The organism is Mediterraneibacter flintii (assembly GCF_055387595.1).
In genome coordinates this window covers 3,715,604-3,731,024 of the sequence record NZ_AP031405.1, presented here as the reverse complement: position 1 = coordinate 3,731,024, position 15,421 = coordinate 3,715,604, and the positions used below count along the sequence as shown (strand labels likewise).

The 15,421-nt window shown below is 38.7% G+C and carries 20 protein-coding genes; 10 read left to right on the top strand and 10 right to left on the bottom strand.

From position 1 onward, the window contains the following. Window positions 1-166: 166 nt before the first annotated feature. A complete protein-coding gene (locus ACZ5C4_RS17755) occupies window positions 167-1,114 on the top strand; it encodes a LysR family transcriptional regulator (protein WP_464522157.1) in 948 nt (315 codons plus the stop codon). Here the strand turns inward: ACZ5C4_RS17755 and ACZ5C4_RS17750 are convergent. From ACZ5C4_RS17750 to ACZ5C4_RS17735, 4 genes are all read right to left on the bottom strand, one after another. Continuing rightward, window positions 1,068-2,498, bottom strand: coding sequence for a sodium:solute symporter family protein (locus ACZ5C4_RS17750; RefSeq protein WP_464522156.1), 1,431 nt, complete (start codon window positions 2,496-2,498; stop codon window positions 1,068-1,070). The two genes, ACZ5C4_RS17755 and ACZ5C4_RS17750, sit on opposite strands and share 47 nt — an antisense overlap. A 3-nt stretch (window positions 2,499-2,501) precedes the next feature. Next, on the bottom strand, window positions 2,502-3,803 hold the full coding sequence (locus ACZ5C4_RS17745; protein WP_464522155.1) for an MFS transporter: 1,302 nt from the start codon (window positions 3,801-3,803) through the stop codon (window positions 2,502-2,504). Window positions 3,804-3,882: 79 nt separating this feature from the next. After that, window positions 3,883-4,932, bottom strand: coding sequence for a proline racemase family protein (locus ACZ5C4_RS17740; protein WP_464522154.1), 1,050 nt, complete (start codon window positions 4,930-4,932; stop codon window positions 3,883-3,885). 29 nt (window positions 4,933-4,961) lie between these two features. Beyond that, a complete protein-coding gene (locus tag ACZ5C4_RS17735) occupies window positions 4,962-6,137 on the bottom strand; it encodes an alcohol dehydrogenase family protein (protein ID WP_464522153.1) in 1,176 nt (391 codons plus the stop codon). 138 nt (window positions 6,138-6,275) lie between these two features. On the opposite strand from ACZ5C4_RS17735, the gene ACZ5C4_RS17730 reads away from it, so the two are divergent. Further along, window positions 6,276-7,199 carry a sugar phosphate isomerase/epimerase family protein gene (locus ACZ5C4_RS17730; protein WP_464522152.1) on the top strand — a complete coding sequence of 308 codons (924 nt, stop codon included), beginning with the start codon at window positions 6,276-6,278 and terminating at the stop codon, window positions 7,197-7,199. A 386-nt stretch (window positions 7,200-7,585) separates the two neighbouring features. Here ACZ5C4_RS17730 and ACZ5C4_RS17725 read toward each other — a convergent pair whose 3' ends face one another. The 5 genes from ACZ5C4_RS17725 to ACZ5C4_RS17705 form a co-directional block, all read right to left on the bottom strand. Further along, window positions 7,586-8,725 carry a LysM peptidoglycan-binding domain-containing protein gene (locus tag ACZ5C4_RS17725; RefSeq protein WP_464522151.1) on the bottom strand — a complete coding sequence of 380 codons (1,140 nt, stop codon included), beginning with the start codon at window positions 8,723-8,725 and terminating at the stop codon, window positions 7,586-7,588. A gap of 405 nt (window positions 8,726-9,130) precedes the next feature. After that, window positions 9,131-10,294, bottom strand: coding sequence for a tyrosine-type recombinase/integrase (locus ACZ5C4_RS17720; protein WP_464522150.1), 1,164 nt, complete (start codon window positions 10,292-10,294; stop codon window positions 9,131-9,133). 348 nt (window positions 10,295-10,642) lie between these two features. After that, window positions 10,643-12,253: an SIR2 family protein gene (locus ACZ5C4_RS17715; RefSeq protein ID WP_464522149.1), complete on the bottom strand. Its 1,611-nt coding sequence runs from the start codon at window positions 12,251-12,253 to the stop codon at window positions 10,643-10,645. 51 nt (window positions 12,254-12,304) lie between these two features. Beyond that, window positions 12,305-12,772 (bottom strand): ImmA/IrrE family metallo-endopeptidase, encoded by a 468-nt coding sequence (locus ACZ5C4_RS17710; RefSeq protein WP_464522148.1) that lies wholly within the window; start codon window positions 12,770-12,772, stop codon window positions 12,305-12,307. Window positions 12,773-12,825: 53 nt separating this feature from the next. Next, entirely contained in the window at window positions 12,826-13,146 is a 321-nt protein-coding gene (locus ACZ5C4_RS17705) for a helix-turn-helix domain-containing protein (protein WP_464522147.1), read from the bottom strand. Window positions 13,147-13,338: 192 nt separating this feature from the next. Here ACZ5C4_RS17705 and ACZ5C4_RS17700 point away from each other — a divergent pair, with 192 nt between their 5' ends. Then, the gene (locus ACZ5C4_RS17700; protein ID WP_464522146.1) at window positions 13,339-13,623 is read left to right on the top strand and encodes a hypothetical protein; all 285 of its coding nucleotides are present in this window, start codon (window positions 13,339-13,341) and stop codon (window positions 13,621-13,623) included. 19 nt (window positions 13,624-13,642) lie between these two features. Here the strand turns inward: ACZ5C4_RS17700 and ACZ5C4_RS17695 are convergent, their stop codons facing one another. Next, window positions 13,643-13,942: a hypothetical protein gene (locus ACZ5C4_RS17695; protein ID WP_464522145.1), complete on the bottom strand. Its 300-nt coding sequence runs from the start codon at window positions 13,940-13,942 to the stop codon at window positions 13,643-13,645. A 121-nt stretch (window positions 13,943-14,063) separates the two neighbouring features. Here ACZ5C4_RS17695 and ACZ5C4_RS17690 point away from each other — a divergent pair, with 121 nt between their 5' ends. The 7 genes from ACZ5C4_RS17690 to ACZ5C4_RS17660 all read left to right on the top strand — a co-directional run bounded on the left by ACZ5C4_RS17690 (window position 14,064) and on the right by ACZ5C4_RS17660 (window position 15,418). Next, a complete protein-coding gene (locus tag ACZ5C4_RS17690; RefSeq protein ID WP_464522144.1) occupies window positions 14,064-14,240 on the top strand; it encodes a hypothetical protein in 177 nt (58 codons plus the stop codon). Window positions 14,241-14,253: 13 nt separating this feature from the next. Beyond that, window positions 14,254-14,472, top strand: a complete 219-nt coding sequence (locus ACZ5C4_RS17685) for a hypothetical protein (RefSeq protein WP_464522143.1) — start codon at window positions 14,254-14,256, stop codon at window positions 14,470-14,472. Further along, window positions 14,469-14,636 (top strand): hypothetical protein, encoded by a 168-nt coding sequence (locus ACZ5C4_RS17680; protein WP_464522142.1) that lies wholly within the window; start codon window positions 14,469-14,471, stop codon window positions 14,634-14,636. Before ACZ5C4_RS17685 ends, ACZ5C4_RS17680 begins: the two co-directional genes overlap by 4 nt. 15 nt (window positions 14,637-14,651) lie before the next feature. Further along, the gene (locus tag ACZ5C4_RS17675) at window positions 14,652-14,837 is read left to right on the top strand and encodes a hypothetical protein (protein WP_464522141.1); all 186 of its coding nucleotides are present in this window, start codon (window positions 14,652-14,654) and stop codon (window positions 14,835-14,837) included. A 73-nt stretch (window positions 14,838-14,910) separates the two neighbouring features. Continuing rightward, window positions 14,911-15,072 carry a hypothetical protein gene (locus ACZ5C4_RS17670; protein ID WP_464522140.1) on the top strand — a complete coding sequence of 54 codons (162 nt, stop codon included), beginning with the start codon at window positions 14,911-14,913 and terminating at the stop codon, window positions 15,070-15,072. Continuing rightward, window positions 15,073-15,219: a hypothetical protein gene (locus ACZ5C4_RS17665; protein ID WP_464522139.1), complete on the top strand. Its 147-nt coding sequence runs from the start codon at window positions 15,073-15,075 to the stop codon at window positions 15,217-15,219. It abuts the gene before it with no gap. Beyond that, on the top strand, window positions 15,212-15,418 hold the full coding sequence (locus tag ACZ5C4_RS17660; RefSeq protein WP_464522138.1) for a hypothetical protein: 207 nt from the start codon (window positions 15,212-15,214) through the stop codon (window positions 15,416-15,418). The genes ACZ5C4_RS17665 and ACZ5C4_RS17660 overlap by 8 nt, the downstream gene beginning before the upstream one ends. Window positions 15,419-15,421 lie beyond the last annotated feature (3 nt).

Genomic DNA, 15,421 nt, shown 5'->3' with positions numbered 1-15,421 from the left:
CGCTGCTGAAGTCATTCAGTTGCTTCTCTTATTCTATCAAAGTGGTTGCTTTGTGGCAATATAATCTACAAATATATAAAAATTGACAACAGCATATATCTACTTTCTATCCGGACAAATGTATGATAAAATAATAACAAAAATATTCAGATAAAGGAGAATACATATGAATAAACATGTAAATCTTGAATATTTAAATACATTTGTCACGGCTGCTGAGACAGGTAAACTAAGCATTACTTCCGAACTGGTTTTCCGATCTCCTGCTGCAGTTAGTACCCAGATCAAAAAACTCGAAGAGCAGTTTGAAACCGAGCTTTTTATTCGTAGCAAAAATTCTCTTCTTTTAACTAAAGATGGGGAAACTCTCCTAAGATATGCAAAAGACATTTTAAACCTTAACAACGCAGTGTTTAATTCTTTAAAAAATGAACATTGGATCGGGAATATCATATTTGGGATACCAACAGACTATGCCAAAATGTTCATTACATATATTTATCCGAAACTCAAGAAAAATTTTCCTTCTTACCATTTTAATACGATTTGTTCCCGCAGCCGGATTATCCGTCAGTCTATGGAGAAGGGAAATATTTCTGCTGCTATTGTCGCAATGGAACCTCAGTTTCAGGATGATTTGATTCTTTGGGAGGAGCCATTGTACTGGGCATGTGCAAAAGGCTATACAATTCCACAGAATACGCCGCTGCCTATTGCCCTTTTTTCAGATGACTGTATTGTGAATACCTATACCCTCTACTCACTAAAACACACTTCTGTAGACTATGATATTATTTTTACTAGTACAATGTCAGAAAATATTGAGGATGCCGTCAGAAATGGAATCGCTGTATCACTTCTTCCGGCATCTTCTATTACAAATGATATGGACCTTCTTCCAAGCTCTTTTCTGGCAAGCCCGTTGACGCTAAAAGTAGGATTTACCCACAGTAATACCCTTGATAAGGCGTTTTGTAATACCATGTACGAAATTATAAAAAAAGGGGTTATGGATGCCGGTTTTACCAATGCAGATTTTGATATGGGTCAGTCTCCTTTTTATACATCTAACCTTTTTTCTCCGACTTCTCCGACAACGCAATCTGAGAAATAATCGTTCCGAAAACAGTCACTACAATCGCCGGTATCACACCACCTCCAAATATTGCATATAAGGAAGGAATAATCTCGAATGCGAGGGCAAATATAATGCCCGATGTCATTCCAATTCTGGCTGCTTTTACTTTCAGTGTGCTTTTTCCTCCTTTTCTCCTATAATAAAGTCCTATAATAAACATTGGAATAAGCACACCGCCACAGATAGTATATCCATATGTGCCTAAAGCATAGATATACTCTCCGCATAATCCACATATCAGGGAGATAATCCCTGCTATAACAGTGGCTAGCTTCGCATATTTGACAGATTTCTCAGCCGATAATTTTCCGTCAGGATCTAGAATATCTGATATAATGTTTCCTGCAGCACAGTTTAAATGCGTATCAGCAGCCGACATGCAAGCGGCAAACACTCCTACACATAACCAGATGCCAACAAATACAGGCATTTTATTTAGTATCAACCATACAAGCGCTTGATCCCCAATCGAAGGATTAAAGGTGTACGCCGAAATGCCGATTAAAATGATGAGGAACACTAATAATATATTAAAAAAGAAAGTAATTCCATAGGATTGTTTTGCGGTTTTAACATCCTTTGCTACAAACGCCCTATTCCAAAATATGGGATTCGAGGTCGCACCCACGAAACCTGTAAAAAAGCTTGTAATTATATAGAACGGTTTGTCTGTAAACAGTTCCCAATGTCCTGGATCTAATGCCATAACTCTGCTTTGTAAAATAGACAGGTCAAAATGAAAAGTTTTAAGGCCGAAAAAAATAACCATTCCTGCAAAAACTGCCTGTATCACTCCATGGAGGGCGTCGCAGTAAATAACCGCTTTTATTCCTCCTGTTGAGGTATGTACAATCAATACAATTCCACAGATAACTACCGAGACTTTATAGTCCACTTTGAATACCTGTTCCATTACATAGGAGATTCCCATTATTTGCGTTCCCGGCCATATAATATTTGGCATCAAGGCCGCAATACCTCCGACCCTCCTGACATATTTATCCCCGCCGCATAAGTGGTCTGCAATATAATGAGGCATAGATTGATAGCGGAATTTTGCCAAATACGGAGCAATCAAAATCCCCATAGCAATTCCTCCGAGTAGTCCCTCTCCGAGCCAAAGCCAATACGCCTCAACTCCATATAAGGCTCCACGACCCGCTTGACCAATAAAATTTCCTGCCCCGCTAAAACTTGCCCATGCTGTTAATGTCAACAATACGACTCCGGTATTTTTCCCCGCTATAAAATAATCTTCTGCATTATGGGCGGAACCTTTTGTCTTAAAGGCGATAATCATACAAATCAACAAATCTGCGATAACCAGTACACCTGATATCAGCATAAAATTTACACTCATTGCTTACTTTCCTTTTTTCAAACCGCGGATATACTTCATAGTAATAAATGCGGTAATAATTCCCAGCACGCCGCATCCGATACACCAATACCAAATTAAATCATAGCCTTGGTTTCCATATGTATCAATCCAGAAACCCGCCAGCTTTGCAAAAAACACATCCGGTAGATAACAAATAACAGAAATAATTCCCGTTGCGGTTCCCGTCAACCTAAGAGGAATACCGACTTCCCCCATTGTTGCAAAATATAAGCCTCTCATACCTGTATAGAAAATAGCAAAGATAAACGTGGTTCCTACGCATATCGCAGTATTTCCTTCAGACAATACCATCAACCCGGTTACTGCTGTTGCCAGTACCAGATAAATTCCTAATGTTTTTACTTTTGAACCAATTCTATCCGCGATAAATCCTATCGCTAAAGTAGACAGCGCTGTAATTAGATAAGTCCTGACTACGGAATAATTACTCGCCGTAGAAGTAGAAACACCCAGTACATTTGTCGTATACGATCCCAAGTATCCTGATGCTGCACAGTAAAATGAAAAACAGAAGAAAATAAGAATTGATACAAGCCATACACCGGGCTGTCTCAACACTTCCAGCACTGTATGAACGCTTAACTTTTCCTGAACAACCTGTTCAGACTCTTCTTCATTTCCAATAATATCCTTCGGCAGTATAAAAAAGACTACAAAGCCTACCAAAATATGGAGAACACCAAATAAAAACATCAAATTCCGCCACTGTGTTCCTAAAACCTGCGGGTCCATAGAACCGTCTCCTATCACTGCCCGTCCAAGCATTGCAACACCGAGAAAGCCTATCAGCATATTTAAAATAGAACGGGCCATCTCTGAGATAGAAAACATTCTCCCCTGTTCTTTACTTGTTCCCATTTTTCTTGTCACTTTAAGAAAAGCTGACCAAATGAGAATCCCTGTTCCAATGGCATAAAATACATGAATTAATATTAAGCCTGTTTTTCCGGGAACAGTTCCATACCAGATGGAGGAAAGTCCCATTAATATAGAACCTGCCAACAATAGATTTTTTTCTCTAAATTTATCTGCTATCAGACCGCCGAACAAATATGTAATCATTGTAATAGTGCCATATGCGGCACCTATATCTCCTAAAAATTCATAAGCATGGTCCGGAGATACTATCGGTTTGTACTCCGTAAATATGACAATCATTTGTTCCATATAGCTGTATCTTAAAAACGGTACATAAACCATGATTCCTGACAGTATACAGCATAATCCCAGAACAAGCCAGCGTTTATTTCCTGTAACCTTCATTTTTCCATTCCACCTCTTTTAGTATTTTGGAGCATAGGTAGTGTCCTATGCTCCGTTTTCTTAATCTAAAATTACTATCTTACCAGATGTCTCCTACTGTAAATCCATTCGGGAATGGGTCTGTCTCATCCAATACATATTTGCAATAAGCGCTAATCCAAGCTTCTCCGCCAATAGTGGGTTTTATCCCTTTATAGCCGTGAATATCTACTTCCTCCAGTGCATGACCGGTAAAAATAATACCTATAAGTCCTTCCCGTCTAAATGGTTCATTTAATTTCAATTCCCCTTTGGCATATTTTACTGACATCAATGCACAGGTACCTGTACCACATGCACAGCGGTCAAGAGCTCCTGTCCATGTTTCTGGTCTATTCAGATCAACTTCGCCGGTATACACTGTGTCAACACTCTGCCAATCTGCGTTTGGATTATCTGTTGGTCCATGAATCTCAGAGCCTGTAATTCCGATACCTGGATAGTCCGGATGATGAACTGGAAGCTGTTCTCTTGCCGCTTGATAACAAAGTGCACTAATTCTTGCAATTTCCTTTCCCTGTTCCGGTACTAATTTCAACCACGGGAACTGGCGGGAATCAATTAGGCAATAGAACATTCCACCCCATGCAATATCTACTTTAATTTTTCCAAGTGTCGGTACATCAATTTCAGCATCTAAATATACCGGAAACGCCGGAACATTCGTAAATGTTACCTGTGTAACTTTACCGTTATGACACTCCGCTTTAATCTTAATCAGTCCGGCCGCCGCCTCTAAGTAAAACTCTGTAACGGGTTCAATCATAGGAATCATGCCTGTTTCAAGGAGTACCGTGGCAACAGCAATTGTATTTCCGCCACTCATAACACAATATTCATTTTGCTCCATAATGATATACCCAGCTGCTGCTCTTGGGTCCTTCGCCGGAACAATTAAGTTACAGTTTACCGGCGGGTATCCTCGTGGTTCTTTTAGCACCAAATTACGTACCTGATCGTCGTTTTCTCTCATCCATTTCATTTGTTCATAAACGGTATCGCCTGGAATTGTAGGTACTCCGCTTGTGATGACATGCATAGGTTCTCCACAATGAGCCTGAACAACATCAAAACTTCTCTTAAATCCCATTTTCTTTCCTCACTTTCTACATAATTATTTTAATTTTCACTTACTTTTAAGACAATCTTTCCTACATGCTTTTTGGAAAGAAACGCTTTCTGTGCCTCTACAATATCTTTCAAAGGATAAACTTTTGCAATAATCGGACGAACTTTTCCCTGCTCTACAAACTCAATTAATTGAAGCATAGAATCTCTTGTCTGATAAGTCGTCCCGTAGAAACTCAAATCCTTTAAATACATATCCCTGACATCAAATTCAACAATCGGTCCTGCAATTGCACCACACATTCCGAGTTTTCCGCCCTTTTTCAAAATTTTTAATATTTGAGGCCATGAATCTCCTGCCACCATATCTAATACCACATCTACGGACATCTCACCGAGTTTTTCTATGTAATCCTCGCCTCTAAATATAATCTCATCGGCACCGTATCCTTTTACAATATCTTCTTGTCCGGGGTCGCATACACCGATTACTTTTGCTCCTCTTGCTTTGACAAGCTGTACTAATGCAGAGCCAACACCTCCCGAAGCGCCTGTTACAAGAACACGGTCATTTTCCTTAACCCCTACTCTGCATATCAAATTGTTCGCTGTTGCATATGCACATGGAAATACGGCAAGTTCCTCATCTGAAAGGCTGCTGTTTATACAAAATACTTCCTCTGACCGTGCAGTTGTATACTCACAGAAAGTTCCGTCACACTCTGAACCATGAGTAAAACATTCCAGTCCATGTTCGCTAGGAGGCATTTCCTGCACGTTGCGAATCAATACCCTCTCTCCGATTCTTTTTTCATCTACACCCTCGCCAACAGCAACAATTCTGCCACAACTATCTGCGCCCTGAATTCTCGGAAATCCGAGTGCCTGCCCAAGCCATGAACCATCTTCGTTTACGTCGTCTCCATATCCTTCAGCACCGCCAACGCTTGTTGCCGTCTTTACATTTTTGGAATACCAGCCAATACGTGTATTAATGTCTGTATTGTTGACTGCTGCTGCTCCAATCTTTACTAATACTTCTCCTGCTTTTGGCTTTGGAACTGGAATATCTTCTCTGTAATCCAGTTTATCATATCCCCCAAAACCCGTCAGATAGACACCTTTCATTTTTTCTGGAATAGCTGTCATTTTTTCATATCCTCCTTCATTATGAAAAGATTTGAAAAACACCGTCTGCGCAAACAATGTATCTTTTACTACTGTCATTTTAATACGATTCTTGTTAAAAATATATCAAAACTATTTGAATCTTAAATTCAATTTATTTTGATTTAAATTTCACAATCTTTTCCGTATAATGAAAGAAATCAGAAAATAGGTATATTTTTTAAGGAGGATTATATCATGAGAACTAATAGTGAAAGGCCTTTAAAATTAGGAATGCACACCTATACACTCCATTTTTTTGGTCTTGGAGAAAGCTGGGGATTTGGAAAAGACTTCTTCTTCCCGCAGACAATGGACATTTTTGAATTGATGGACAGGGCAGTTGATTGGGAACTAGACGGATTACAAGTCACAAAAGTTGACTTAGGTTCTACTAGCCCTGAACATCTTGAAAAAATCAGAAAATACGCAGAAGAACGGGATTTATTTTTAGAATTTAATGCCTCCTTTAATGCCGGAAGTGACTCACGCGTAAATTGTACTGTGGACGAGGCATTAGATATTGGACATGCACTTAATGTAGATTTAGTAAAATTCAGCCTCGACATCAAACGTCCGAGACAGCTATATGGTTCTTGTATGCATCCGGATGTTATGAGACAGTTAGCAGATAAATACGATATATTTAAGAATGCAATTCCAAAGCTTGAAGAATATGGTTTTAAAATTGCGATTGAGAACCACACTGATACCTTTGCAGATGAAATACTATGGCTTGTAGACAAATTAAATCATCCTCATATTGGTACCTGTGTGGACACAATGAACCCGCTACAAGTAATTGAAAATCCTTATTATGCAATGGAGCGAATGTTACCAAAAGCATTCTGCTGCCACTTTAGCGACGATCTGATTGTAGTTGACCCGCTTGGCGTACATGATATAGGTGCTCCCCATGGTCAGGGTTCTATGGACTGTCCCCTTATGATTAAACAAATTCGTGAAAAATCTCCAATGGACCGCATCATTTTTGAGAATGAAATCGCTTTTTTACGTCTGGATGAGCCGATAGAAGAAGCTAGGGAACGAGAACTAAAGGCGTGTGAAGAAAGTGTACGTTATCTACGTGACGTACTAAAATTGGGTGTAAGAAACCGTTAGATATGTAAATTAAAATAGTAACTAAGCGAAATAACATAAATAAACGGCTTTTGTAAAGTTGAATCCCTCAAATGGAGGTTTGAAAATAAGTAATACAAGGATTTTTCGAACTCTATATAAACAGCGAAACCCCGTCAACCTTCCGGCTGACGGGGTTCGTTGTTTTTATAGTTATCTAAAGGAATGAGAGTAAAGTGCGACACCTTGGGGAATCTCCCAAGATGTCTTTACTTTATGAGGGGGGAGATAGTTGTTTATCAACTATCTGTCTCTTAGTATATAGTGAAATTGTGTCCAAAGTATGTTGAAACAATAAAAGAAATAGAAATTTTATAATAGAATTCTAAAATTAAGCCGGTACATTCTAAAAAACGCAAAGCAGGGCTTTATGGTATTTGGAGCGTCTGTCCGGCATAGATCAAATCCGGATCAGAAATTCCGTTTAGAGAAGCGATTGCACTGACAGTTGTTCCAAAACGCTGTGCAATGCCGCTTAAGGTATCGCCGTATTGGACTGTATAAGTCTGTGGAGAGGAAGAAGCGCTGCCTGGTATTTGAAGGATTTGTCCGGCATAGATCAAATCCGGATCAGAAATTCCGTTCAGGGAAGCGATTGCATTGACAGTTGTTCCAAAACGTTGGGCGATACCGCTTAAGGTGTCACCGGATTGAACGGTGTAGGTCTGAGAGGAGGTATTGTTTTCGGGAATTTTAATTGTTTGTCCGGCGTAGATTAAATTTGGATCAGAGAGTCCGTTTAAAGAGGCGATTGCCTGGTAAGTGGTACCAAAACGTTGTGCAATGCCGCTTAAAGTGTCACCGGATTGAATGACATACGTGACATAATCGGGAGATGGTGAAGGAGAGGGGGGGGGATCTGGAGAAGGCGCATTGCCGTCAAGATGATTGAGTCCTGCCTCCTTTATTACGGACGCATAGTCGATAAAGCCGTCATCTAAATCTACATTACCGCTGATACCCGGAATGCTGCCCTGGCTGGTATACTGCCAGATCCCGCAGTCCGTACCGTCAAATTGGCTGGTGTAATAGGCGTACCATAGGGCATATTTCTGCGGGAGATCCGCAGGAAGATAAGTGTTCAGAAAATTTTTGTTGCTGTAATACATAGCATAATAGCCATTTGTTTCTATACGGTTACAAAAAGTTTTTACAATTTCCGTTGCGAGAGAAGGGGTAATATTTACACCTTGACCTGCGGCATAGTCAACAGAAGCCTGTTCAATATCGTAGCAGATGGGGTAATCGAAACGATGAGAAGAAATTGTATTCAGACATCCGTCCGCTTCTGAAGCGGCGGTTTCCGGGCTGACTGCATAACAGAACCAGTAGGCGCCGATTGGTAAGCCGATGCGATTACACTCAGATGCGTTTCGATGAAATTGCGCGTCGACTGTATTAAAGCCATATCCTGCACGCAGCATGGCAAATTGATAGCCGGCAGCTTTTACCTGTTCCCAGTCAATAATTCCTTGGAATTCACTTACGTCAAGTCCTTTTATGCTCATAAAAAACTCCTTTATAAATAATAAAACCTGTTATATCAGTATATGGAAAAGACGGCTGAAATGTGAAAAGGAGTTACGAAAAAAGGAGGATGCCGGAGAATTTTCTCCGGCGCTAGAAAAAGTATGAAAAAAGGTTATTGCCTTCTGACAGTTTCTACTATATAAGAAAAATGTGATGGAGTTGTGATTAAGTATTTAAGAAAGTATGTAGGAACATTGAAAATTTTATTAATAAGAATATTAAGAAATTTAAAAGAATCGTTTAAAATCCATCAATCCGCGTGGTTGACGTAAATATGGATAAAATGTGTCAACCATGCGGTTTTCAATGAAGTGCTATCCAAATAAATGACATTGAAAAAAGTCATAATAAATGGTATCCGTTTACAACACGTTTACAACAAATCACTGTTCTATTTGTATTTTTTCGATTTCGTGTCTCAAGTCTTCAAGCTCCCGATGTCCATATACCTTGTTTGTCATATCTGAAAACGCATGCCCTAGCATTCTTTTCCTATCGTTTTCTTTTACCTCAAAGTGTTCGCATAATTTAGAGAACGTATGTCGGCAATCATGGGGAGTATGCTTTCCAATTCCTATTATGTCAAGGGATTCATACATTCTTTTCCTAAATGTGCCTTGCGTTATAGGTAACAGCATTCCTTCCCGATTTAACCGCTTTTTCACAAGAGGCATAATTCCTGAATGAATGGGTACTATTCGGTTTTTGCTGCAGTTATTTTTAACCCCGCCTTTGAAATATCCTTCTTTCAGATTCACTTCAAGCGTCCGATATGCTTCAATGCGGAATCCAGAATAACACATAATAAGTAGCATTTCCACAATATCATTATTCTTATTCTTCCAAAGGATTTTTAATTCTTCTGTACTAAAGGGCGTGCCTTTTTCTCTGTCATTCTTTGCGTTGACAGAGACGTATTCGGAATAATTCATTGATACAATATTATTTGGCACCGCGTATTTATACATTTGGTTATACAATAGTTTAACGGATTCAGCAGTTGCCTTTTTATGTGTTTTTAGAGTCGCGTCCAGGGCCTCCTGTAAATCATCAGCTTTTAATTCCTCAAATATTCTATTATGCAGTGCCTCGACATTCTTATACCCTGATATTACACGTGCTTCTGAAGAAGACTTTCTACCTTTGTAGCCGTATTCTTTGCCGAATTTGCGCTTATAAGATTTCTCAAATACTTCCGAGAATTTCGGCTTATCTGTAGCAGGTTCGCTATTGAACATTTTTTTGTTGTAATCTGATACCAGTTTTTTGAAAAAAACATCATTGATACCAGAATCTGGCCGCATATTTTGCTCAATCATTACTTCATCTCCCGGCGTGTATGTTCCGGCATGATATGAGACTAAGACTGCCAGTCCGACATCCCAGCCGGATACATAGCATAAAGCTGGAGGTGTCTTTTTCTTTCCGTTGTCATATTCCTCAATTGCTGGTGGATAAACTCCATAGGGATTCCTGCGTTTTTTACCAAGAAAGCGTATCTGGCCGTAACCGTTTGGCAGTTTTTCATGTTTCTTTCGTCGTGGCATAGTTATCACCTTCTTTCTGAATATAAAAATAACAGCGCACAAACGTTCTGTATTGTGCAGCTGCACCGAAGATGATACAATATTCCTGCGAAAGATTACTGCATAATCTTCGGATTGTGCTAAAACTGCTCCGGTATTGGCGTACCGGGGCGGCTTTAGTTACGAAACTTATTTACATAAAAATATTGACATTCTTATAAATTAGATGTAGTATAGTCTTACTAATCAAAAAGAATTATGAATAAAATTCTAGATTAGTGGTAAGAATGTAATGAACACATAATATTAAGTGTTCGTAATATTTATAGAAAAAAGTCAGTAATGTTTTTGGTGTGTACCAAAAAAGGTTTATTGGCTTTTTTCTTTTGGCGAATAATTCTCATAAAAATCCAAATACATGACACAACGTTTAAAATGTGTAGACTTCATAGCTTCTTCACGATTATATTCAAAAATCAATTTACAAGCAGAGCGTATTTGCTCAAGTTTAAAATTTTCTATATTTTTTAAGATTAGACCAGCTTTCTTTTGGACGTTGGGCACGTTTTCTATTTCTTTCATTACATCCTCATAAGTGTTATAAGAGGGAACAGTATTCAATGTTTTTTCAACTTTTTTAGAAATTATTTTGTTTATGCTATTGTGCTTTTGGATGTAAATATCCAATTTACTTCCCCTATTTGGCAACATAGAGGCATTTTTCACATATTTGAACACCGGAAGCAGCCTTGTGTATGGAAGTGACTTAAAACGGTCAATACACATAGAATTGGAATCAAAATTCTTGTTGTTATATAATATATCTTCAAATATTAATTCGTCTTCAAAAAGACCATATCCGAACTTGTTCAAAATATTTTCTTTATACCCGATAGCAATTGCTAATGGCTTGGAAGACAAGTCTACTTGGCTTAAATCATCGATCCCGACAATAACAGATTCTGCTTGAGAGGAAGTGATACTAGCATCAACAATACTTTTGATGACACGTTTCGTTTCTCGTACTTTAGCAGGAGAAATTGCCGGTGTTATTTGATTGAGAATCTCATAAACACGACCAAAATTATCGGTAGCAATTTCAGTAATAGGTATATCATCACCAGATTGTGTAGTAACTGTACGGTGGATTTCTATTAAGTCTGATTCGTGTTTTTTATAACTGATAAAAATAAAATGATCACGGATGTTTTTAAGCTGTTGGTCTGATAAACAACCTAAAAAGTCAACGATTATAGATTGTATATTTTCATCAGTAAAAGAATATCCTAAAAAGACTATTGGAGATTCTGAAAATAAAGTCAGCATTTTGGCAATAATTAATTTTCTAGAATCATTAAAGGCTTTATAATCTGTTTCTGTAATTACTATTGAATTTGCATCTGTGGCAGAGCCATGTATTTTATATATTTCCGCTATATTATAAATGTCAGCTCCGAACAAATCGCTTTGGCGCACAAAAACAGCGAAGTCGTCCGGGAAGATTTCTTTTTCCAAAAACAGATCATAATTAGTTGTTATTACGGCGGAAATTTTAGTTTTTAATAATTTAAATTTTTCTAGTTCTAAACGAAGATCCTTCCGGTTATAAAGCGTTGCTTTTTTAAAATATGAGGATAAATACATTTTAAAAGGAGAAATCCCTTTGCGTACCCAATTGGGATTTTTAGAGTTTCCTATATTAAGTTTAATTTTTCTGTCATAAAAAGCGGCGTTGAATTCGTTTTCTATTATAGCCGCAAGCTTAGTATTTATATCAAAATCAGACAAGCCCTGGCGAATAAGAGAGTCTTTATGCTTTTGAAATTGAAAAATATCAGAACTATACTTCTTGAAAGTCATTTCCAAAAGTCCGTCCCAATCGGGATACTTATAAAGATATCTCTTAGAAATACCAGATCCAACGAATAAAACTGGCAACCTATTGCTATCAGCCAACCGTTCTAAAGTATTTTTATACAAATAAAATCATCCTCTCTTCCTTTGTATTTTTTTATATAATCACCGGGGCGGTTATATCTTTTCCATGACTGCAAGATTTGGCAGAAAGTAAATCACATAATTATCCACAGTAGTATATACACCATATTTGTCGCGGTATATCTCAATACATTCTTGCAGACATTCTTCCGTTACTTCCAAATACTCCGCAATCTCATATCGGCTTTGGCACCCAGCTTCATAGGCCTTTATAATACCGCGCAGTCCTATCAATCTATTATAAGCCCAAAGCCTCGCCTGCCGTTCCTGCTTGCGGTTGTGGGTGTCGGACATATCCAGGATATTTCCGACAGAGGTATAGTGGTGTCCCATTTCTTCTGCGAGTATACAACCTCTTTCAATAGATTTTTCTACTTTGCTATTTATGCCAATTACTCCGTTGTGATATAGCCCTTTTATTCTATTACTTTCAAAATTACAAGAAATAATGTCTATACCGTCTTTGCAGGCTTCGTCCTCTAGGCGTTCATGCATATTCATTCAATAACACCTCCCACTCAAGTATATCTTAATGCCAGTCCTAAAAAACGGACTTACTTTTTCCTGTTTTTTACAAATTCGGCAAACTGGCGGATTTCATTTAGTTCATCTTCGGTAAATTCGTCACCATCAAAGTGTGCGGCGAGAGTGGTAGGCGCATAATTTCTTTCAGAAACCATTTTTTCTAATTCATCTGCGCTTATTCCTAAGGCGTTGCATATCTTACAAACATTTACATAGCCAGCTTTTTCAGCTCCACGTTCTAAAATAGCCTTTACAGTTGAGTATGGAAGACCAGATAGTTTGACTATGTCAGATACTTTCATACCTTTCTTCTCCATTAAATCTCTAAGTATTTCTGCGCGTTGTTCCATGAGTTTTTCCTCCTTGATTTGATATTACAGTATTGCACAATAAAAGTAAATAGAAAATTGCAAAATTTTGCAAAAAAGTTGTTGACTATTGCGCAATAATGCAATATACTATAATCACAGATTGCGAAATTGCGCAATAGAAAGGAGGGTTAAAAGTTGCAGGTAATAAACCTAAGTAATCTGGAGGCTGAAATGAAAAGGAAAAGCATTTCACGGAATGATATTGCGAAAACACTTAATGTGTCTTATCGTACAATCCATTCGAGATTTAACGGTGAATCTGAATGGAGTTACGCAGATTGTGTGAAAGTTAGAGATAAATATTTTCCTGATATGCTTTTAGAGTATTTATTTCAGCTTGATAATTCTGGAAACAAAGAAAAGGAGGTGGATGCAAGAATAAATCTGACCCCAAAGAAAATCGCAGACGGGTACGCAGAATGCGACGTGAGATTAGTGGCAGGACAAAAGAAGTAATGACTGCCCTGCCACAGAATTATTTTTTATCGATAAGTTTTTGGTATGCGGTTTCAACCATTTCTTTCCAAGAAGAAAATTCTGAGTTGGAACATATCGCTTCATCAAATGCATTAGTATCTTGCAGTTTATCTAAATCGCTTTGAGAAGTTGTATCGCAACTGATTGCTTCACAAAAATCAGTAAAATTTTTATGCTTTGTAAATTCGGACATAAAGGAATCTGTAAAGATTTCAAATACACTGCTTGAGGACAGGTATTGAAGGCGCTTCTCGATGTCTCCTTTGTAGTCCCCAACAGCTAAACGAATTTGCGTCATAGTTTTCGCTACTCCTTTCGTAATACTCGGCATGGCAGTGCCTGTAAGGAGATTATATCACAAAAAGAAGTTTTGAGTAGTGTAGCATAGAGAGCCCGATAAAAAGGACAGGAGGTAAAACATGGTATATCAATGGGAATTAGAAAAAGTAAAAGACTGGTCAGTGAGTCAGCTGAAAAATCGTATCCATAGAGAGGTAGACTGTGGACAGCCTGCGCCGGGATGTGTGTCAGTTGAGGCAATGAGAATGGAGCTACTTCGTAGAGGAGAGGAACCAGTCGGGTATCACAATACATAAGGAGGTGAATAAGGTGTCAGAAATTTTAAACACAGCGACTAAAATCGCAAAAGTTATCCGGTGTGACCCTTGCGAGGTTCGGCATAAAATGCGTACCGGAAAGTGGCAGTTTGGGCGGGTTATACGACCGTCTAAAAGGGGTGAACTGTATAGATATGAGGCAACAATAAACGAGGTTGCAAAATACATTGACATAAGCCGGGAAGAGGCGGAAAGGAGGCTGGCAGAGTGACAGAGTTACAGGTAATTGAGCAGAAGCGCCGTGAGACAATTGAAGAAACTAGGAGGCGCAGAGATAAGTCTATGAGAGGCATAGTAACGATCGCATTTGTATCATTAGCATTGAACATATTGCAGGCTGTTGCGATTTACATATTGCAGGCAGGGCCTATTTGAAAGGAGGGAAAAGAATTGACCGATTTAGAGTTTGAGGACTACATGGAACGGACAATTGCAGAAGCCGAAGAAATGTTTTTCACTTCAGAACTGGGGATACAGGGCGACGTAGCAGACCTGCTTGCACTAGATGAAACAAATCTTTTTACCGGCTCACAGGTTGCGGTGGCGATAAAAAGAGTATTGGAATTAAAAGATTGAGCACCTACATAAGCCCGGCAAGGCGTAGGCGCTCGGAAAATAACCACTTATATTGTATCAGAAAGGCATAAAAATGGCAAATCAAGAAAAGAGCTGCAATACATGCAGCAAATGCGTACCAATCGGTGAAGGGGACCATATCTGTGAAGAGGACCCAACGCTGATTGTTTTAGAGGACTACCTGCCGGCAGAAGATTTCTTCTGGTGTGGCGGGAGATATTGGGAGGGAAAATAAATGTTTAAAAATACAATGCAGTGTTCCGAAGAAGATTATTATGCGCTGGTGTGCGCTGTAGAAAGGTATATGAACATTGCAAATATGCCGGACTGGAGAGTGATATGTGCGATTCTCGGAATTGAGGAGGTTGGAGAGGATGTATAGGGGAATCCAGTCGGAGTATGGAAAGACAGTATGCGATTCAGACGCCTTTTCATACGCATGTGAAAGGTGCAGGACAGGCAGCTATGAAGAAAAGGCGGCATTTCTTTACATTGCAAAATCAGCAGAAAGCATGGAGGAGTTTTGCGAGAGACTGACAGAGTGGTTTTACTCTGGAAACTGGATATATGAGGAGGAATAACAA

Coding starts and splice junctions, on each gene's coding strand:
- ACZ5C4_RS17755 (WP_464522157.1), top strand. CDS start 167: ATGAATAAACATGTAAATCTTGAATATTTAAATACATTTGTCACGGCT.
- ACZ5C4_RS17750 (WP_464522156.1), bottom strand. CDS start 2,498: ATGAGTGTAAATTTTATGCTGATATCAGGTGTACTGGTTATCGCAGAT.
- ACZ5C4_RS17745 (WP_464522155.1), bottom strand. CDS start 3,803: ATGAAGGTTACAGGAAATAAACGCTGGCTTGTTCTGGGATTATGCTGT.
- ACZ5C4_RS17740 (WP_464522154.1), bottom strand. CDS start 4,932: ATGGGATTTAAGAGAAGTTTTGATGTTGTTCAGGCTCATTGTGGAGAA.
- ACZ5C4_RS17735 (WP_464522153.1), bottom strand. CDS start 6,137: ATGACAGTAGTAAAAGATACATTGTTTGCGCAGACGGTGTTTTTCAAA.
- ACZ5C4_RS17730 (WP_464522152.1), top strand. CDS start 6,276: ATGAGAACTAATAGTGAAAGGCCTTTAAAATTAGGAATGCACACCTAT.
- ACZ5C4_RS17725 (WP_464522151.1), bottom strand. CDS start 8,725: ATGAGCATAAAAGGACTTGACGTAAGTGAATTCCAAGGAATTATTGAC.
- ACZ5C4_RS17720 (WP_464522150.1), bottom strand. CDS start 10,294: ATGCCACGACGAAAGAAACATGAAAAACTGCCAAACGGTTACGGCCAG.
- ACZ5C4_RS17710 (WP_464522148.1), bottom strand. CDS start 12,772: ATGAATATGCATGAACGCCTAGAGGACGAAGCCTGCAAAGACGGTATA.
- ACZ5C4_RS17705 (WP_464522147.1), bottom strand. CDS start 13,146: ATGGAACAACGCGCAGAAATACTTAGAGATTTAATGGAGAAGAAAGGT.
- ACZ5C4_RS17700 (WP_464522146.1), top strand. CDS start 13,339: ATGAAAAGGAAAAGCATTTCACGGAATGATATTGCGAAAACACTTAAT.
- ACZ5C4_RS17695 (WP_464522145.1), bottom strand. CDS start 13,942: ATGACGCAAATTCGTTTAGCTGTTGGGGACTACAAAGGAGACATCGAG.
- ACZ5C4_RS17690 (WP_464522144.1), top strand. CDS start 14,064: ATGGTATATCAATGGGAATTAGAAAAAGTAAAAGACTGGTCAGTGAGT.
- ACZ5C4_RS17670 (WP_464522140.1), top strand. CDS start 14,911: ATGGCAAATCAAGAAAAGAGCTGCAATACATGCAGCAAATGCGTACCA.
- ACZ5C4_RS17665 (WP_464522139.1), top strand. CDS start 15,073: ATGTTTAAAAATACAATGCAGTGTTCCGAAGAAGATTATTATGCGCTG.
- ACZ5C4_RS17660 (WP_464522138.1), top strand. CDS start 15,212: ATGTATAGGGGAATCCAGTCGGAGTATGGAAAGACAGTATGCGATTCA.